At 61.7% G+C, this 16,425-nt stretch carries 17 protein-coding genes; 8 read left to right on the top strand and 9 right to left on the bottom strand.

All coding sequences use genetic code 11. From position 1 onward, the window contains the following. Positions 1-151: 151 nt before the first annotated feature. Entirely contained in the window at positions 152-973 is an 822-nt protein-coding gene (gene fabI / locus ABDX79_RS12855; RefSeq protein ID WP_346220691.1) for an enoyl-ACP reductase FabI, read from the top strand. 61 nt (positions 974-1,034) lie between these two features. Then, a complete protein-coding gene (locus ABDX79_RS12850; protein WP_346220690.1) occupies positions 1,035-1,628 on the top strand; it encodes a histidine phosphatase family protein in 594 nt (197 codons plus the stop codon). A 247-nt stretch (positions 1,629-1,875) separates the two neighbouring features. Here ABDX79_RS12850 and ABDX79_RS12845 read toward each other — a convergent pair whose 3' ends face one another. Further along, complete coding sequence (locus tag ABDX79_RS12845; RefSeq protein WP_463671166.1) at positions 1,876-2,127, bottom strand: DUF1344 domain-containing protein; 252 nt, start codon at positions 2,125-2,127, stop codon at positions 1,876-1,878. A gap of 319 nt (positions 2,128-2,446) precedes the next feature. Between ABDX79_RS12845 and aroC the strand changes: the two genes are divergently transcribed. Together aroC and glmM are read left to right on the top strand one after the other, a co-directional pair. Beyond that, complete coding sequence (gene aroC / locus ABDX79_RS12840; protein ID WP_346220689.1) at positions 2,447-3,550, top strand: chorismate synthase; 1,104 nt, start codon at positions 2,447-2,449, stop codon at positions 3,548-3,550. Positions 3,551-3,790: 240 nt separating this feature from the next. Continuing rightward, complete coding sequence (glmM, locus tag ABDX79_RS12835) at positions 3,791-5,137, top strand: phosphoglucosamine mutase (protein WP_346220688.1); 1,347 nt, start codon at positions 3,791-3,793, stop codon at positions 5,135-5,137. 74 nt (positions 5,138-5,211) lie between these two features. On the opposite strand, the gene ABDX79_RS12830 is transcribed toward glmM, so the two are convergent. Next, positions 5,212-5,667: a cyclic nucleotide-binding domain-containing protein gene (locus ABDX79_RS12830; RefSeq protein ID WP_346220687.1), complete on the bottom strand. Its 456-nt coding sequence runs from the start codon at positions 5,665-5,667 to the stop codon at positions 5,212-5,214. 24 nt (positions 5,668-5,691) lie between these two features. Continuing rightward, a complete protein-coding gene (locus ABDX79_RS12825; RefSeq protein WP_346220686.1) occupies positions 5,692-6,375 on the bottom strand; it encodes a response regulator transcription factor in 684 nt (227 codons plus the stop codon). A gap of 41 nt (positions 6,376-6,416) precedes the next feature. Here ABDX79_RS12825 and ABDX79_RS12820 point away from each other — a divergent pair, with 41 nt between their 5' ends. Continuing rightward, positions 6,417-7,007 (top strand): L,D-transpeptidase family protein, encoded by a 591-nt coding sequence (locus ABDX79_RS12820; RefSeq protein WP_346220685.1) that lies wholly within the window; start codon positions 6,417-6,419, stop codon positions 7,005-7,007. A gap of 139 nt (positions 7,008-7,146) precedes the next feature. Continuing rightward, complete coding sequence (locus tag ABDX79_RS12815; RefSeq protein ID WP_346220684.1) at positions 7,147-9,462, top strand: FdhF/YdeP family oxidoreductase; 2,316 nt, start codon at positions 7,147-7,149, stop codon at positions 9,460-9,462. A gap of 179 nt (positions 9,463-9,641) precedes the next feature. Here the strand turns inward: ABDX79_RS12815 and ABDX79_RS12810 are convergent, their stop codons facing one another. After that, on the bottom strand, positions 9,642-9,899 hold the full coding sequence (locus tag ABDX79_RS12810; RefSeq protein WP_346220683.1) for a hypothetical protein: 258 nt from the start codon (positions 9,897-9,899) through the stop codon (positions 9,642-9,644). 185 nt (positions 9,900-10,084) lie between these two features. Between ABDX79_RS12810 and ABDX79_RS12805 the strand changes: the two genes are divergently transcribed. Continuing rightward, a complete protein-coding gene (locus tag ABDX79_RS12805; RefSeq protein WP_346220682.1) occupies positions 10,085-10,207 on the top strand; it encodes a hypothetical protein in 123 nt (40 codons plus the stop codon). Between the two features lie 359 nt (positions 10,208-10,566). Here ABDX79_RS12805 and ABDX79_RS12800 read toward each other — a convergent pair whose 3' ends face one another. Further along, a complete protein-coding gene (locus ABDX79_RS12800) occupies positions 10,567-12,156 on the bottom strand; it encodes a solute:sodium symporter family transporter (RefSeq protein WP_346220681.1) in 1,590 nt (529 codons plus the stop codon). A gap of 260 nt (positions 12,157-12,416) precedes the next feature. On the opposite strand from ABDX79_RS12800, the gene trmD reads away from it, so the two are divergent. After that, entirely contained in the window at positions 12,417-13,109 is a 693-nt protein-coding gene (trmD, locus tag ABDX79_RS12795; protein WP_346220680.1) for a tRNA (guanosine(37)-N1)-methyltransferase TrmD, read from the top strand. 12 nt (positions 13,110-13,121) lie between these two features. Here trmD and ABDX79_RS12790 read toward each other — a convergent pair whose 3' ends face one another. The 4 genes from ABDX79_RS12790 to ABDX79_RS12775 all read right to left on the bottom strand — a co-directional run bounded on the left by ABDX79_RS12790 (position 13,122) and on the right by ABDX79_RS12775 (position 16,422). Continuing rightward, positions 13,122-13,769 (bottom strand): DedA family protein, encoded by a 648-nt coding sequence (locus tag ABDX79_RS12790; protein ID WP_346220679.1) that lies wholly within the window; start codon positions 13,767-13,769, stop codon positions 13,122-13,124. Beyond that, positions 13,766-15,004: a class I SAM-dependent RNA methyltransferase gene (locus ABDX79_RS12785; RefSeq protein ID WP_346220678.1), complete on the bottom strand. Its 1,239-nt coding sequence runs from the start codon at positions 15,002-15,004 to the stop codon at positions 13,766-13,768. Before ABDX79_RS12785 ends, ABDX79_RS12790 begins: the two co-directional genes overlap by 4 nt. Then, positions 15,001-15,801 (bottom strand): TlyA family RNA methyltransferase, encoded by an 801-nt coding sequence (locus ABDX79_RS12780; protein WP_346220763.1) that lies wholly within the window; start codon positions 15,799-15,801, stop codon positions 15,001-15,003. Before ABDX79_RS12780 ends, ABDX79_RS12785 begins: the two co-directional genes overlap by 4 nt. A 192-nt stretch (positions 15,802-15,993) precedes the next feature. Continuing rightward, positions 15,994-16,422 (bottom strand): DUF1284 domain-containing protein, encoded by a 429-nt coding sequence (locus ABDX79_RS12775; protein WP_346220677.1) that lies wholly within the window; start codon positions 16,420-16,422, stop codon positions 15,994-15,996. Positions 16,423-16,425: the final 3 nt, after the last annotated feature.

The raw sequence follows: 16,425 nt of genomic DNA, 5'->3' as shown, positions 1-16,425 counted from the left end.
GCCAAACCTCGCGCACCTCTTCGAAACAGTTGCAATAAACGGTGTACGCCCCATTCGCCGCCGTTTCTTGAAGGGCTAGCGGGCCTGTGCCATACCCTCCCCAACAACCGATAGACGATCCTGCGATGGTGCGCGGGCAAGGAGAGGCGTAATGACCCAGATGACCGGTCTCATGAGTGGTAAGCGAGGCTTGATCATGGGCATCGCCAACAACCGGTCGATCGCTTACGGAATTGCGAAGGCGCTCGCCGAACAGGGCGCCGAAATTGCCCTCACCTATCAGAACGATGCGCTGAAGAAGCGCGTGGAACCGCTTGCCTCCGAACTCGGCGCTTATGTCGCCGGCCATTGCGATGTCGGCGACGACGAAAGCGTCGACGCGATCTTCGATCATCTTTCGGAAAAATGGGGCAAGATCGACTTCTTCGTCCACGCCGTCGCCTATTCGAACAAGGCTGAACTGACCGGCCGCTACATCCATACGAGCCGTTCGAACTTCCTTTCGACCATGGATATCTCGGTCTATTCGTTCACCTCGCTCGCCGCGCGCGCGCAGAGGCTGATGAGCGATGGCGGCTCCATGCTGACGCTGACCTATTACGGCGCCGAGAAGGTGATGCCGCATTATAACGTGATGGGCGTCGCGAAAGCCGCATTGGAAGCCTCGGTGCGCTATCTGGCGGTCGATCTCGGCAATCAGAAGATCCGGGTCAACGCGATTTCCGCAGGCCCTATCAAGACGCTGGCAGCCTCCGGCATCGGCGATTTCCGCTATATCCTGAAGTGGAACGAGTACAACTCGCCGCTGAAGCGCACGGTCACGACCGAAGAGGTTGGCCAGTCGGCGCTCTATCTGCTTTCCGACATGTCGAAAGGCGTGACGGGCGAGGTCCACCATGTCGATTCGGGTTATCACACGGTTGGCATGAAGGCGGTCGACGCGCCGGACATCTCGGTCGTCAAGGACGAGTAGAGACAAGACCTTTTGGCGTTTAAAGGCGCTCACTGCAACGAGACCAGGGCACCCGCGAGCGATGATCGTCGAGAATGTCTACTTCTGCCGCCACGGGCAGACGGACTATAATGCCGAAGAGCGCCTTCAGGGGCGCCGCGATATACCGCTGAACGAGCTTGGACGGGTGCAGGCGAAACGAAACGGCACCTATTTCCGCAATATCCTCGGCGCTGGCGCCAGCGAATATCGATTTATCGCCTCCCCCCTCGGACGAGCTCAGGAAACGACGCGGATCATTCGGAACGAACTTCGTCTTGATGTGGACGATTTCGAAACCGACGAGCGGCTTGTCGAAGTCAGCTATGGCGACTGGGAGGGATCGACGCTGGAGGAGGTCGGCGAGAGCGACCCTAAGGCGATCGAAGACCGGGACGCCGACAAATGGAATTATCGCTGTCCCGGCGCGACGGCAGAGTCCTATGCCGAACTACTTGTTCGCATCCGCCCGCTTCTCGCCGAACTGACGCCCAAGACGATCCTGGTCTCCCATGGCGGGGTCAGCCGCGCCGTCCTGCGGGAATATGGAAAGCTGTCCGAGCAGGACGCGGCGATGACGATCGTACCACAGGATCGCATCCTGACCTTCGACCGCTACGGAACACGCTGGCTTTGATATGGACATCCGATGGATCGCTTCGCGATGTCGGATTTCCATAATTTTCAAGCGCATTGCTAGCATGAAAACGAGGCCCGACTTCTTCAGCCGGGCGTCGTGGGATACCGCCGGACGAATGAATTGATCCTTTGGGTCAATTCACGCCCGGCGATCGGCTCAAACGCCGCTCGGGCTGCCGAAGGCACATGAAACCGATGGTTTCAAAGATTCGTCGGCATGAGAGCAGCGCGTCATGCGCGTTTAATCAGGCCGAGAACGGATAGACGTTGTGGCCGCTGGCTTCGTCGTAGATCACATGCACCGGCATGCCGGGCGCGATCGCGCCATAGTCGAAATTCTTCGGCAAATCATAGGTCCGGCCGTCGGAGAGCTGCAACTGCTCGGACTCTTCGTTGACTTCCAGAACGAAACCGTCCGTCTCGATCGCGCTGGCCGGAATGGTCATTGCGACACACAGGAACGAACTTGCGAAAAAAGCGACGATACGTCGTGACATGAACCCACCTCTTCAACACTTCGAGCGCAAGGCGCCCCAATCGTTCGCCAGACGAAAGACCCGATCGGCAAACGCCTGCCTCATTGGACTTTCGCAAGTGAAGCAAGACCTCGGAATATCCCCATATTCATCGGTCTCGCCGGCCTTGCCAGTGCTAGCGCCACTGATCGTCAGATGGGGGTGCGATTATGGCATTTCCGCGTATGGCACCGTGACGAATTCGTGAGTCCCGTTTGACGCTGACGGGCACCCTGCCATAGACGGGCTGTTCAACATGCGCCAAGCGCTTGGCGCACCGGGATTTCGGATCGCATTAACCATGTCGCATAATACCTTCGGGCACCTTTTCCGCGTCACGACCTGGGGCGAAAGTCACGGCCCCGCGATCGGCGCCACGATCGACGGCTGCCCGCCCGGACTGCGGTTCACACTTCTTGACATCCAGAACGAGCTCGACCGCCGGCGCCCGGGCTCCTCGCGCTTCGTCACCCAGCGCCGCGAGCCGGACGAAGTCTCGGTGCTTTCGGGCGTCATCGCCGACGAGGCCGATCCGGACGTCATGATCTCCACCGGCACGCCCATCGCGCTCCACATCGACAATGTCGATCAGCGCTCGAAGGATTATGGCGATATCGCCAAGCAGTACCGGCCGGGCCATGCCGATTACGCCTATGATGTGAAATACGGTCTGCGCGATTTTCGCGGCGGGGGGCGCTCTTCGGCCCGCGAGACGGCGATGCGCGTTGCGGCCGGCGCCATTGCGCGCAAGATCGTGCCGCAGATGAAGGTACGCGGCGCCATCGTCCAGATCGGCGACAGGAAGATCAACCGCGATGCCTGGGACTGGTCCGTCATCGAACGCGAGGACAATCCGTTCTTTACGCCCGATGCCGGCTCGATCCCGGTCTTCGAGGACTATCTCGACGAGATGCGCAAGAGACATGACAGCGTCGGCGCCATCATCGAGGTCGTCGCCGAAAACGTCCCGGCGGGGCTCGGTGCGCCGCTCTATGCCAAGCTCGATACGGATATCGCGGCAGGCCTCATGTCGATCAACGCGGTCAAGGGTGTCGAGATCGGCGACGGGTTCGCCTCTGCTTCGCTTTGTGGCACCGAGAACGCGGATGAGATGCGCATGGGGCCCGACGGAACGCCCGTGTTTGAGGCCAATCACGCCGGCGGCATCCTGGGCGGCATTTCCACGGGCGCACCGATCATCGCGCGTTTTGCCGTGAAACCCACCTCCTCGATCCTCACACCGCGGCGGTCGATCGACCGGGACGGCAATGAGATCGAGGTCGTCACCAAGGGGCGTCACGACCCTTGCGTCGGTATTCGCGCCGTGCCGATCGGCGAGGCGATGGTCGCTTGCGCCATCGCCGACCACTTTCTGAGGCATCGCGGCCAGACCGGCCGCATCTGACAGGGCGCGTCCGACAGGATGCCAAGCCTGATCCGCCCTATCCGACCTGATTCACCACACGCCCTGAAAGACGCGCGGCGCTTCTGGCGAACGTGCTAGAAATCCCACAGATTTGGCGAAACCGCTGCGGATACGGCCGGCCGCCAAGCAAATGGCGCAATGTGCCTCTTGATGTGGCACCACGATCATGTGGGGCCACGAGCACCCTGCACCCGCGGTAACAGGACTTCGGAGACGACGATGACGCGACGGTATTTCGGCACGGACGGCATTCGCGGAAAAGCCAACCGCTTTCCGATGACGCCGGAGATCGCGCTGAAGGTGGGCATGGCCGCCGGCCTCGTCTTCCACCGCGGCAATCATCGCCACCGCGTCGTCATCGGCAAGGATACGCGCCGCTCCTCCTACATGCTGGAAAATGCCATGGTGGCCGGCTTCACCGCCGCCGGAATGGACGTGTTCCTGCTCGGCCCCATGCCGACGCCGGCCGTCGCCATGCTGACGCGTTCGCTGCGGGCCGATATCGGCGTGATGATCTCGGCCTCACACAACCCGTTCGAAGACAACGGCATCAAGCTGTTCGGCCCGGACGGCTACAAGCTTTCCGATCAGATCGAGGCGCAGATCGAGGCGCTGCTCGACCAGGACCTCACGAACCGCATGCCGACCGGCGCGGGCATGGGCCGGGCGACCCGTATCGACGGCGTGCACGACCGCTATATCGAGTTCGCCAAGCGCACCCTGCCGCGCGAAATTTCCTTCGACGGCCTGCGCATCGCGATCGACTGCGCCAATGGCGCCGGTTACGACGTCGCACCGAAAGTTCTCTGGGAACTCGGCGGCGACGTCGTCGAGATCGGTACGGACCCCGACGGCACGAACATCAACCGCGACTGCGGCTCTACCTCGCCGAACGCCCTCATTGCCAAGGTTAAGGAAGTGCGGGCCGATATCGGCATCGCCCTCGACGGTGACGCGGACCGCGTCCTCATCGTCGACGAACGGGGCGAGATCGTCGACGGAGACCAGCTGATGGCGGTGATCGCCGAAAGCTGGAACGACGACGGACGACTCGCTGCGGGCGGCATTGTCGCCACCATCATGTCAAATCTCGGCCTCGAACGCTTCCTCGAAGCCCAGAACCTGCTGCTTGCGCGCACCAAGGTCGGCGATCGCTATGTCGTCGAGCATATGCGCGAACACGGCTACAATGTCGGCGGCGAACAGTCTGGCCATATCGTCCTGTCGGATTACGGCACGACCGGCGACGGCCTGATTTCGGCCCTGCAGGTCATGGCCGTGGTCAAACATCGGGGCGGACGCGTCTCGGAGGTGTGCCGGCGCTTCGAGCCCGTGCCCCAGTTCTTGAAGAATGTACGCTTCGGCAGCGGAACGCCTCTGGAAAAGGACGAGGTCAAGACCGTCATCGAGACCGGCCGCTCGCGCCTCGGCAATTCCGGCCGTCTGGTCATCCGCCCGTCCGGCACCGAGCCGTTGATCCGCGTCATGGCGGAAGGGGACGATCCGCAGATGGTCGAAGAAGTCGTCGACGACATCTGCGACGCGCTCCGATCCGTGGCGGCCTGAACGGCGGTTGAGCCATCCTTCAGCCGAGAATTGGCCCAAGGGTCAATTCAGCTGCTCGGCAGTATAAAGCGTCTTCAGTCGATGAACCGGGTTTCCAGTGCCGCGAGTTGCCGCGTCATCTGGACGAACCGATCGCGCAGCCGGGCCTCGAGCCCGGCGGCGAAGTGCGGATACTCCTCCAGAAGCCGCCTGAAATGCGCACGGCCGATCCGTAAAAGATCGCATTGCGTCTCGGCACGAGCCGTCGCCGGTCGGCGCGTGTCGGTGATCAGCGCCATTTCGCCCAGCAAGGTTCCGGGGCCATAAGCGCCGACGATCCTCGGATCGTCCGGCTTGCCGGTGGACAGAACGACCGTGCCGTCCGCGACGACGAAGCCGGCATCGGCGATCGCCGCCTCGCGAAAGATCGTATCGCCTTCGGGAAAGCGCCTGTGTTCGGCACCGAACGCAAGCAGGCGCAGGGCGTCGTCGTCGAGATCGTCGAACAGGGTCACGCTGCGAAGGATCGCGATATCGCTTTTGAGGCTCACCGCCGATCCTCCCTATCGCGGATGTCAGGGAACCAGCTTGTAGCCACCCGACTCCGTGACGAGCAACCGTGCATTGGACGGGTCGGGCTCGATCTTCTGGCGCAGACGATAGACATGGGTCTCCAGCGTATGGGTCGTAACACCGGAATTGTAGCCCCAGACCTCTTCGAGCAGAACGTCGCGCGTGATGACACCCCGATCCGCCCTGTAGAGAAAGCGGATGATCGCAGTCTCCTTCTCGGTCAACCGGATCTTCGTGCCCTTCTCGTCGACGAGCAGCTTCTGGCTCGGCTTGAAGACGTAAGGCCCGATCTGGAAGGTCGCGTCCTCGCTCTGCTCGTGCTGGCGCAGCTGGGCGCGAATGCGCGCAAGCAGGACGGCGAAGCGGAACGGCTTGGTCACATAATCGTTCGCGCCGGCCTCGAGCCCGAGGATCGTGTCCGCGTCCGCATCCTGCCCGGTAAGGATGATGATCGGAGACTTGAATCCGCCCTTGCGCAGGAGCTTCACCGCCTCGCGGCCATCCATGTCCGGCAGACCGATATCGATGACCAGAAGGTCGATCACGCCGGCGCGAGCGGCCTGTATGCCCTTGGTGGCGGAGGCTTCCTGGCTAACGCTGAATTCCTCATGCAAGGCCAATTGCTCTGCGAGGGTTTGCCGCAGGTCGTCGTCATCGTCTACGATGAGAATGGTACGCTGATTCATGCGTCTTTCATCAAGGCTGTCTCGGGCCGAACGTCGTCCCGATGGTCAAACTCTCATGTCACATAGATATATACTCGTGCTTGACAAACGAAATCGACACGCGCGTAAAAAACAGTATGTCGCTGATTGCCCGTCGTTCGCCACTTTCCCCTCAACGCGGTATTCTTGCTGCCGGGCCTTACAGAATACAATGCGCGCTGGGCCGATCATCCACGACAATTTTCAAGCGGGAGGGTGATGGCGCAACACCGGTCGCCCAAATGGCCCTTCTTTCGGCGCGGCATCGGCATTGGCGGATGCCAAGGCCACGGACCGTCTTGCCGATCCAGCCGATACGAACCACCGATGGCTGGTGCGACGCGGCGCGCCATGCCGCCTATAATCGACCGGTCCGCCTGCCATTTCCCGCCAGCACAGAATCGATGGCCCGCAAGGATAGGCTCTACGATTTCGTCGTGATCCTCGACTGGAACATCCGCTCGCGCATACGCCATCGCGGCAGCGCCATCTTCTTTCATATCGCAAAGCCCGGCTATCCGCCGACGGAAGGCTGTATCGCGATCGCTCCCCGGGACATGACGAAGATCGCGCCTCTCCTCAGGTCCGGACGCAGACTTAAGGTCGAGCGATAGATAGCGGCTTTGTGTGCCAGCCGACCGACGACCGTGGCGCTCGTCCTGTCCGAACCGGATCTTCTCTGGCGCGTTATCTCGTCAGGTCGAGTTATTCCCTTAGATATTGCGGCCAAGAATGACGAGGAGCGACATTTCCATGGATCGCAGCGAAAACACCGACAAACCGACCATCGAGCCCTATGATCACCCCGCCGGCGGTTGGGGATCGGTCAAATCGCTCGTCGACAAATCTGCTCAGGAAGGCCTGCTGACTTCCACCGTCTGGGCGACGCTGGAACGGCAGAACAAGACCGGCGGCTATCAGTGCGTCTCCTGTTCCTGGGGCAAGCCCGCCGAACCGAGGGCGTTCGAATATTGCGAGAACGGCGTCAAGGCGACGCTTTGGGAAATCACGCCGAAACGCTGCGATCGCGAGTTCTTCAGGACCCACACGGTCTCCGAACTCCTCGAATGGACGGATCACGATCTCGAAAAGCAGGGCCGGCTGACGACGCCGCTCAAATATGATGCGACACTCGATCAGTATATCCCGGTCAAATGGGAAACCGCATTCAAGGAAATCGGCGCGGAGCTCAACGACATGGACCCGAAGTCCGTCGTCTTCTACGTCTCGGGCCGCGCCTCCCTCGAAACCTCCCACATGTGGCAGCTCTTCGCCCGCATCTATGGCTCGAACAATCTGCCGGACTCTTCGAACATGTGCCACGAGTCGACCTCGGTCGGCCTTCCCGAATCCATCGGCTCGCCCGTGGGCACGGTGACGCTCGAAGACTTCGACGCCTGCGACATGATGTTCTTCTTCGGGCACAACACCGGCACCAATGCACCGCGTCTGCTTCACTGGGTTCAGGAAGCGCGCAAGCGCGGCGCGCCGGTGATCACGTTCAATCCGCTTCAGGAACGCGGGCTGGTGCGGTTCAAAAGCCCGCAGCATCCGCTGGAAATGCTCTCGCCCGACGAGGGCACGAAGATGTCCAGCGATTATTATCAGCTCAAGGGCGGCGGCGACATCGCGGCGATGACAGGCATCGCCAAGGCCGTCTTCGCCATTGACGATGCGGCCAAGAACACCGGCAAACCGCGCGCCCTCGATTCCGGGTTCATCGAAGAACACTGCCATGGATTTGAAGCTTTCGAGACATATGTCAGGGATGCCGACTGGGGTGACATCGAGCGCTGCTCGGGACTGACACGCGCGGACCTCGAGCACGCCGGACGGGTCTATTCCAAGGCTGAACGGGTCATCGGCAATTACGGCATGGGCCTCACCCAGCACCGGCACGGCATCGAAAACGTCCATATGCTGTGCAACCTGCTTCTCATGCGCGGCATGATGGGAAAGAAAGGTGCTGGCATCTCGCCGATCCGCGGCCATTCCAACGTCCAGGGCCAGCGCACCGTCGGCATCACGGAAAAGCCGGACCTGATCCCGGTCGAGAAATTCGAGAGCTTCTACGACTTCACCGTGCCGAAGGAAAAAGGCCTCGATACGGTCGAAGCCTGCGAGGGTATTCTCGACGGATCGGTGAGAGGCTTCGTCTGCCTCGGCGGCAACTTCTCCCGCGCCGTGCCGGAGACGGCCGCCATCGAGAAGGCCTGGCGCAACATGCGCCTCAACGTGCAGATCTCCACCAAGCTCAACCGAAACCATCTGCTCGCCGCGAAGAACACCTATATCCTGCCCTGCCTCGGGCGGATCGAGCGCGATACCCAGAACGGCGTCGACCAGACCGTTTCGATCGAGGACTCCACGGCCTGTATCCACGCTTCGTTCGGCAAGACCGAGCCGGCTTCCAAGGAGCTTCTCTCCGAAGCGAAGATCACCGCCGAACTCGCCAAGGCGACCATTGCCGGCAAGTCCAGCGTGCCATGGGATGAGTGGGTCGCCGACTATTCCAAGGTGCGCGACGCCATCGAGCGGGCCTATCCAGACGACTTCCACCAGTTCAACGAGCGTTTCCGCCAGCCGGGCGGCTTCCACCGCGATATCGGTGCATCGAAGCGCGAATGGCGGACCGAAAATGGCAAGGCGAACTTCTTGACGCCGGAGAGTTTCGACGTGGATCCGGACATCGACACCTCGTCGCCGGATGTCTTCAAGCTGATGACCGTTCGCTCCAACGATCAGTTCAACACATCTGTCTATGGCTATGACGACCGCCTGCGAGGGGTCCATGGCACCCGCATGATCATCCTGATGAACGCCCAGGACATGAAGCGGCTGGGCATCACCGATGACGACAGGATCGATATCGAGACTGTGGCCGATGACGGCGTTTCGCGAAAGGTGGAAGATTATCGGGTGCATGCCTGGAGCATTCCAGCTGGCGATTGTGCCGGTTACTTCCCGGAGCTGAACGCGCTTATCCCGCTCTGGCATCATTCGCGTCGAGCGCATGTGCCGGCTGCGAAATCGATCCCGGTGAAGATCACCAAGCGGCCGGCGGCCTGATACCGGCGGACATATGAAGGCATCGCTTTCGGGTGTCCGCGGCAAGCCAGAGCGGCGGCCGATCCCGTTGCTGGACGTGGATCGGCCCGAAGGGTCAATCCCGTCGTAAAGCGGTACAAGCCCGACCACGCCACACCCGATTTCGACAAGCCCGTATCCGGCCTCGGATGCGGGCTTTTTCATGCCGACAGCCGAGAGCTAAAAAATCCGTTAGCGGCGCGCACGCAAAGCATCGCAGCCAGCGCATGGGTGCTTTCGATTGATGCGCCTTCTCCTTCCTGCGCCGGATCATCATGTTGCATTGCAGCAAGAGAGGGAAAACCATGACCGGCAATCAGCGTCCATCCATCCTGAAACGCATCATCCGCGGCTTCGAAAGCGTCTCGCGCGAGCATGCGCTGCGTGCCGAGCGTCTTGAGCAGATGCGCGCGCGGCACGGCAAATAAGGCTCCTGCGATCGGCGTTGTGCCCGGCCCCGGAGCCGGCCGACGCCGCTGGCGCAAATCTTGCGATGGCCGCGTCCAGAGCCTTGCACTCAGCGCATCGAAGACTTCGCTTAGCGGCAGTTCTCAACCGCCTCTAAAGCGCCTAAATATAAATCAACAAAATGGAGATATTCAGAATGACCGGACAGCCCAAGACAATCCGTAATCGCCTCGGTTCCTTCTTCATGGAACTTGCCAACGCATCGAGCATCGCAGCCCCCCGCCAGTCCCGCACCCTGCGCGAAAAGCGCCCGCGCTGACTGCCTGTTCGATCGCCTGGATCGATCGACGACGCATCGAACACAACGACCTCAAACCGAAAGGTTCAGACCATGACCCAATCCTTAGGCTCTCGCCTCCGCTCCTTTTTCTCCGAGCTTGCCCGTGAAGCCGGCAATCGCAGCCCGCGCCTCGAACAGTCGCTCCGCGAACAGTCACAGTCGCGCTCCCGCACCGTTGAGTGATCTTCGAGCCGCGCGGCGGACGGGCTGGGAAACCTGCCTTGAGACAGACATCCCGATGACGGGCTCACGACACTGAAAGACCGCAGCAAGCCTTGCGCTTCCTGCGGTCTTCTTCATTGGCCCTTCCGAATTGTCCGGGAAGACCGGCGCCGATCTCAGGTGAAGATCACATAGGTCGAGGCAACGACCGCCACCACGGCGATGCCAACGGGCCAGGCAAGATTCCACGGGTTCATCTCCACCGCCCCGCTTTCGAAGGCGATATAATCGTTCTCGCGCGGCTTCATCTTCCCGATCACCAGCATGATGATGACGTTGAGGACGAAGAGGATCGCCATCACGTGCAGGAAGTGCGGATAGTTGTCCTCGCCGATGATGAACTTCAGTCCGAACTGGCTGAGCATGTAGAGGATGACGCCCGAGGCAAGAGCGATCTTGGCCGCGATGGGCGGCACGCGCTTGGTAAAGATGCCGACGAGAATGATCGTCAGGATCGGGATCGAGTAGCAGCCGTTTACCTCCTGCAGATAACCGAACAGCCCCTGCGGCGCATTGGCGATGAAAGGTGCGATCGTCATCGCGGCGATGGCGAGCACGATACCGAAATACTTGCCGGCCTGGACCACCTGCCGGTCGCTCGCATCGGTCTTGATGTATTGCCGGTAGATGTCGATGCCGAAGAGCGTCACCGAGGAGTTCAGCGCCGAGTTGAACGAGGACAGGATCGCGCCGAAAAGCACGGCCGCGAAGAAGCCGACGAGATAGAAGGGCAGCACTTCCGTCACCAGTCGGGGATAGGCCTGATCCGGCGTATCGAGATCGGGGAAGAGGTGGAAGGCGATGATGCCCGGCAGGACGACGATGATAGGCCCGAGGATCTTGAAGACCGCTGCGTAAAGAAGGCCCTTCTGCCCCTCTTTCAGATTTTTCGCGCCGAGGGCGCGCTGGATGATCGCCTGATTGGTGCCCCAGTAGAACAGCTGCACCAGCATCATGCCGGTGAAGATCGTCGCGAAGGGAATGGAGGAATCCGGGCCGCCGATCGCATCGAATTTTTCCGGATGCTCGGTCCAGAGTGTCGACAGACCTTCAGTGATCGAGCCGTCGCCGACGACCAGTAGCCCGAAGATCGGAACCAGAAGCCCGCCGGTGAAGAGGCCCAAGGCGTTGATCGTATCGGACACCGCGACAGCTTTCAGGCCGCCGAAAATCGCGTAGATAGAACCGATGATGCCGATTGCCCAAACCGTGATCCACAGAGCGGCGGTTTCGCCGACGCCGAGAAGCTGTGGAACCTCGAACATGGTCGAGAGCGCGAGAGCGCCCGAATAAAGCACGATGGGCAGAAGCACGACGACGTAGCCGGCCAGAAATAGCGCCGAGACGATGGTCTTCGTGGTATTGTCGTAGCGGTCTTCGAGGAAGGACGGGATCGTCGCGATGCCGCCGTAGAGATAGCGCGGCAGGAGCACCAGCGCGGTCACGACCATGGCGATCGCGGCGAGCGTTTCCCATGCCATGACGAGAATGCCATCCGAGAAGGCCTGGCCGTTGAGGCCGACGATCTGCTCGGTGGAGAGGTTCGTCAAAAGCAGCGATCCGCAGATGACCGGCGCGGTCAGCGAACGGCCACCCAGGAAATAGCCGTCGGAATCGTTTTCGTCGGTGCCTCTTGTCCAGACATAGGACAGGATGCCGACGATCGCGGTAAAACCGAGAAAGACCAGTATGTTGAGCGCGCCCATGTTTCCTCCCAGAGCACTGATGGAACGAGCGCGCCGCCACGCCCGAATTCTGATGATTCGTGGCGGGAGCGTTCTCGCCCTTCGATAGATACGTCAACCTGCGCGGAAAGCCATCGCAAAGACCTGCGATCAAGAAGCGATCCGCCGATCGAACCGGACCCGGCCCGCACGCAAAGGCCGCAGGCCCGACAAGGCGCGGCGTTCGCGTCGCTTCGACTTTGCTGTTTGCAGAATGCGTCCAGTCGACTAAGCCCGAACCCATGACCTTCCGCGCGACCATCCTGACCCTTTATCCGGACATGTTTCCCGGCCCCCTTGGCCTTTCGCTCGCGGGCCGGGCGCTGGAGCGCGGCGACTGGTCGCTGGAAGCGAGACAAATCCGCGAATTCGGGCGCGGGCGGCATCGTGCGGTCGACGATACGCCCGCCGGCGGCGGCGCGGGCATGGTCATGCGCGCGGATGTCGTTGCCGATGCGATCGATGCGGCAAGCGATGACAGTGACACGCGCCCTCGCCTGATGATGAGCCCACGTGGTCGCACTCTGACGCAATCTCTCGTGCGCGAGCTTGCGGAAGGCGAAGGCGCACTGATTTTATGCGGCCGCTTCGAAGGCGTCGACGAGCGCGTGATCGAGGCGCGCAATCTGACCGAGGTTTCGATCGGCGACTACGTGTTGTCAGGCGGCGAAATGGCAGCCCTTACCCTTCTCGATGCGGTCGTCCGGCTCCTGCCCGGCGTCATGGGCAACCAGCAGTCCGGCACCCATGAAAGCTTCGAAGGCGGGCTCTTGGAGCATCCCCACTATACCCGCCCCTCCGAATGGGAGGGCCGCGCGATACCAACGGTGCTGACCTCCGGCGATCATGGCGCGGTCGAGAAATGGCGCCGCGCCGAGGCCGAACGCATCACCCGAGAGCGGCGACCCGACCTTCTGGAAAGCGGAAAGAGCTGAAACCAGCCGGTTTCAAGCCGTCTCCCCGTCCTCGTCTTGCGAGTTAGCTTTCTGCTCGTCAACCTTCGCCTTTTTCTGCTTCTTGGCGTCGAACAGCACCTTGTAGGTGCCATACATGCCGATGGCACAGATCGATCCCGAGATTCCGATGATCGCCCAGATCGAGTGGACGTCGAGAAAATGGGTCAGCGCCTTTCCGAAGTAATAGGCCGAAAGCCCATAGGCGGCCGTCCACAAGGCGGCCGAGATGGCGTTGTAGAGCAGGAACTGTAGCCAGTTCATGTGCATCATTCCCGCGACAAAGCCATTCAGCTGGCGCAGGATGAAGACGAAGCGGGCGATCAGGACGATGATGAAGCCGTAGGACTGAAATTTCTCCTCGACCATTTTCAGCTTGTCTTCGTCGAAGCCGACCTTGTCGCCCCACTTCAAGATGGCCGCTCGTCCGTAGCGCCGTCCAATGAAATAGCCGATATTGTCGCCGAGGACCGAACCCAGGAACGCGGAGCCAAGCACCAGCAGGATGTTCATCTTGCCGCTGCTTGCCAGCATGCCCGCCGCCACGACGAGGCTCTCGCCCGGCAGCGGCAGAGCGAGCGACTCGAAAAGTACGACCACGACGATGAAACCGTAACCGTACTCGGTCAGGAATTCGGTCAACGACCACGCTCCAGAAGCGCGACCGCCTCCACATGATGGGACCAGAGAAACTGATCGATCGGTGTCACCGATTTCAGCTGGTAACCACCATCGATGAGGATGCGCAGATCGCGGCCGAGCGTCTGCGGATTGCAGGAGACGGCTGCGACACGCTTCACGGTCGATGCGGCGAGCGCACTCGCGACACCCTCGGCACCGGCGCGCGGTGGATCGAAGACGACGCCGTCGTAAGGTTTCAGGTCTTTCACGGTCATCGGACGGCGGTAGAGATCCCGCCGCTCATGGGTGATTGGCTTCAGGCCGGACTCCTGCCGGGACGCTGCATCAAGGGCTGCAAGCGCGCCCGCCTCACCCTCGACAGCATGGACCTTCGCGCCCCTCGCAAGGCGCAGTGTGAAAGCCCCGGACCCGGCGAAGAGATCGGCGACGCGTTTCGCCTTGGCGAGATGGCTGAGAACCAGCTCGGCCATATGGTCCTCGGCTGCCGCCACCGCTTGGAGAAAGCCTCCGGGCGGCGGCTCGACGGCGATTCCGCCAAAGAAAACCTGGGGCGGCCGGGCCTTGACCAGAACCTCGCCATTCGACGTCAGTCGCGCGAATTTGGACGCGAGCGCATGGGCCACCGCCTGTCGATGACGCTCCTCGGAGAGTTTGGCGGCATCGCTCGCAGCGATATCGAGCCCGGTATCGGTCTGGGTCACCGTCAGCTTCAGCGGCGCCTTGCGGTCGATCAGGATCGTTGCAAGCTTTTCGAGGGCGGGAAGCGCCGCAACGATCCCCGGCATCGCGACCGGACACGGACCGATCGATACGACGCGGTCCGAATGAGCTTCATGAAAGCCAAGCTGCGCGTTGGTACCGGCGCGAACCGCCGTCAGCGTCACGCGCCGACGCGTGCCCGGCGCGCAGGTCACCAGCGGCGCGACCTCCGCCTCGATCCCGTGGCGCGACAATGCCTCGACGACGATTCCGCGTTTGTATTCGGCATAAAAGCCCGGCGAGGCATGTTGAAGCTCGCAGCCCCCGCACTGGCCAAAATGCGGACAGGGCGAGCTCACGCGCTCGCTCGACGCCGTCAGGATTTCCAGTGGCGTTCCGCGCTTCTCTCCATCGAAGAGATCGGCGCGGACCACCTCGCCGGGCAGCGTGAATGGCACGAACAGCTGGCCATTCCCCGTCTCGGCAATGCCGTCGCCCTGGGCGCCGAGCCGATCGATCGTCACCTCACGGCTCATGCCGTCTCCCCGCTCTTGGTCGCCGCAAGCAGGAATTCCCGGTTGCCGTCGCCCCCTTCGATCGGCGAGGCGATGAGCCCGTCGACCCTCCATCCGGGCTGTTCTGCGAGCCAGTCGGCAACGCTCTGGGCAACGGCCCCGGCGGTCCCCGGCGCCTTCAGAAGCCCGCCTTTGCCGATCGCTTCCCGGCCTGCCTCGAATTGGGGTTTCACGAGAAACAGTCCGCGCGCCGCCTCGCCCGCAATTTCCAGGGCTGGCGGCAAGGCCAGAGTGAGCGAAATGAAACTGACATCGGCGACAATGAGGCTTGGGATATGCCCCTCGAGGTCGTCTTCCGAAAGATCGCGCGCGTTGAGACCCTCGATCACCGTCAGACGGGGCTCATCATGCAAGCTCTCATGCATCTGGTCGTGGCCGACGTCCACCGCGACCACATGGGCCGCACCCCTCTCCAGAAGCACCTGGCTGAAACCACCGGTCGAGGCCCCGATATCGAGGCATTCGATGCCGGCTGGATCGATGGTGAAGGCGTCGAGCCCGGCAATCAGCTTCAGCGCGGCACGCGAGACGTAAGCCGCCGCCGGATCGTCGACGGCGATCTCGGCCTCGGCGGCAACCATCAGCGACGCCTTGCGCGCCGGCCTGCCATCGACCGTCACCCCGCCGCGCTTGATGGCGTCGAGCGCGCGCGAGCGCGTCGGCATCAGCCCCCGGGCGACGAGCGCCTGATCGAGACGTTGACTTGCACCGGTGGCAGCGGCCGGCGGATCGGAAGGGGGCGAATCGGATGTGATCATTGGGCCGAATGTGAGCCGGCGAAGGGCAAGGCGCAAGCGCGGCCCTTCGAAACTCGCTTGCGAGATGCGTTTATATCGTACCCAGCTGATCAGGCCGGGTACAGTATCGAAGCCCGCGCGGCGCAGACACGTTGTTTAAATCCGTTATCGCAAAGCGATCAAACGGATTTCGTATGAGAGCCGTCCGAGAGCCTATCCATGGCCTGTCACAAGGACTTCGGCCCGACCGCACGACGAGACCTCGGAGCAAAGGTCGTGCCACTCACAACCGAGGCAAGCTTTGCGAACGCTCCCCGCCTGAAAGAGGGAACGCGCCGTGGCCAACCACTCGGCATCGATTGCGATGGTCCTCCCGATCCGCAAGTCGCGGGCCACGACTTCGCTCAAATTCCGCAGGGCCACCCTGTCGCGCTCCGCGACACTTTCCCGAAAGCAATGGGCATCGCCATCGCCGAGAAGCGGTGCGCAGATATCATCGGGTCCCTCGATGATTTCGACCGCTTCCCCGAGGTTCAGGCGCTTTGCGATCTGGTTGTAATTCTGAACGAAGCGCTCGGAATAGCCCTTCCCCACATAGGTGAGGATGCACAGAAGATGGTGGCCGCGCAGGCGAACAGTCACGTT

Source organism: Fulvimarina fulva, assembly GCF_039652615.1.
GTDB lineage: Bacteria > Pseudomonadota > Alphaproteobacteria > Rhizobiales > Rhizobiaceae > Fulvimarina.
The sequence above is the reverse complement of the archived record's forward strand: the minus strand, read 5'-3'. Positions and strand labels throughout refer to the sequence as shown.

What these genes read in the sequence shown, in the direction of transcription:
- ABDX79_RS12785 (WP_346220678.1), bottom strand. Translation starts at nt 15,004, where the DNA reads ATGAGCCGTGAGGTGACGATCGATCGGCTCGGCGCCCAGGGCGACGGC.
- ABDX79_RS12845 (WP_463671166.1), bottom strand. Translation starts at nt 2,127, where the DNA reads ATGTCACGACGTATCGTCGCTTTTTTCGCAAGTTCGTTCCTGTGTGTC.
- ABDX79_RS12820 (WP_346220685.1), top strand. Translation starts at nt 6,417, where the DNA reads ATGGTCAAACTCTCATGTCACATAGATATATACTCGTGCTTGACAAAC.
- fabI (WP_346220691.1), top strand. Translation starts at nt 152, where the DNA reads ATGACCCAGATGACCGGTCTCATGAGTGGTAAGCGAGGCTTGATCATG.
- ABDX79_RS12850 (WP_346220690.1), top strand. Translation starts at nt 1,035, where the DNA reads ATGATCGTCGAGAATGTCTACTTCTGCCGCCACGGGCAGACGGACTAT.
- glmM (WP_346220688.1), top strand. Translation starts at nt 3,791, where the DNA reads ATGACGCGACGGTATTTCGGCACGGACGGCATTCGCGGAAAAGCCAAC.
- ABDX79_RS12825 (WP_346220686.1), bottom strand. Translation starts at nt 6,375, where the DNA reads ATGAATCAGCGTACCATTCTCATCGTAGACGATGACGACGACCTGCGG.
- trmD (WP_346220680.1), top strand. Translation starts at nt 12,417, where the DNA reads ATGACCTTCCGCGCGACCATCCTGACCCTTTATCCGGACATGTTTCCC.
- ABDX79_RS12815 (WP_346220684.1), top strand. Translation starts at nt 7,147, where the DNA reads ATGGATCGCAGCGAAAACACCGACAAACCGACCATCGAGCCCTATGAT.
- ABDX79_RS12805 (WP_346220682.1), top strand. Translation starts at nt 10,085, where the DNA reads ATGACCGGACAGCCCAAGACAATCCGTAATCGCCTCGGTTCCTTCTTC.
- ABDX79_RS12780 (WP_346220763.1), bottom strand. Translation starts at nt 15,801, where the DNA reads ATGATCACATCCGATTCGCCCCCTTCCGATCCGCCGGCCGCTGCCACC.
- ABDX79_RS12800 (WP_346220681.1), bottom strand. Translation starts at nt 12,156, where the DNA reads ATGGGCGCGCTCAACATACTGGTCTTTCTCGGTTTTACCGCGATCGTC.
- aroC (WP_346220689.1), top strand. Translation starts at nt 2,447, where the DNA reads ATGTCGCATAATACCTTCGGGCACCTTTTCCGCGTCACGACCTGGGGC.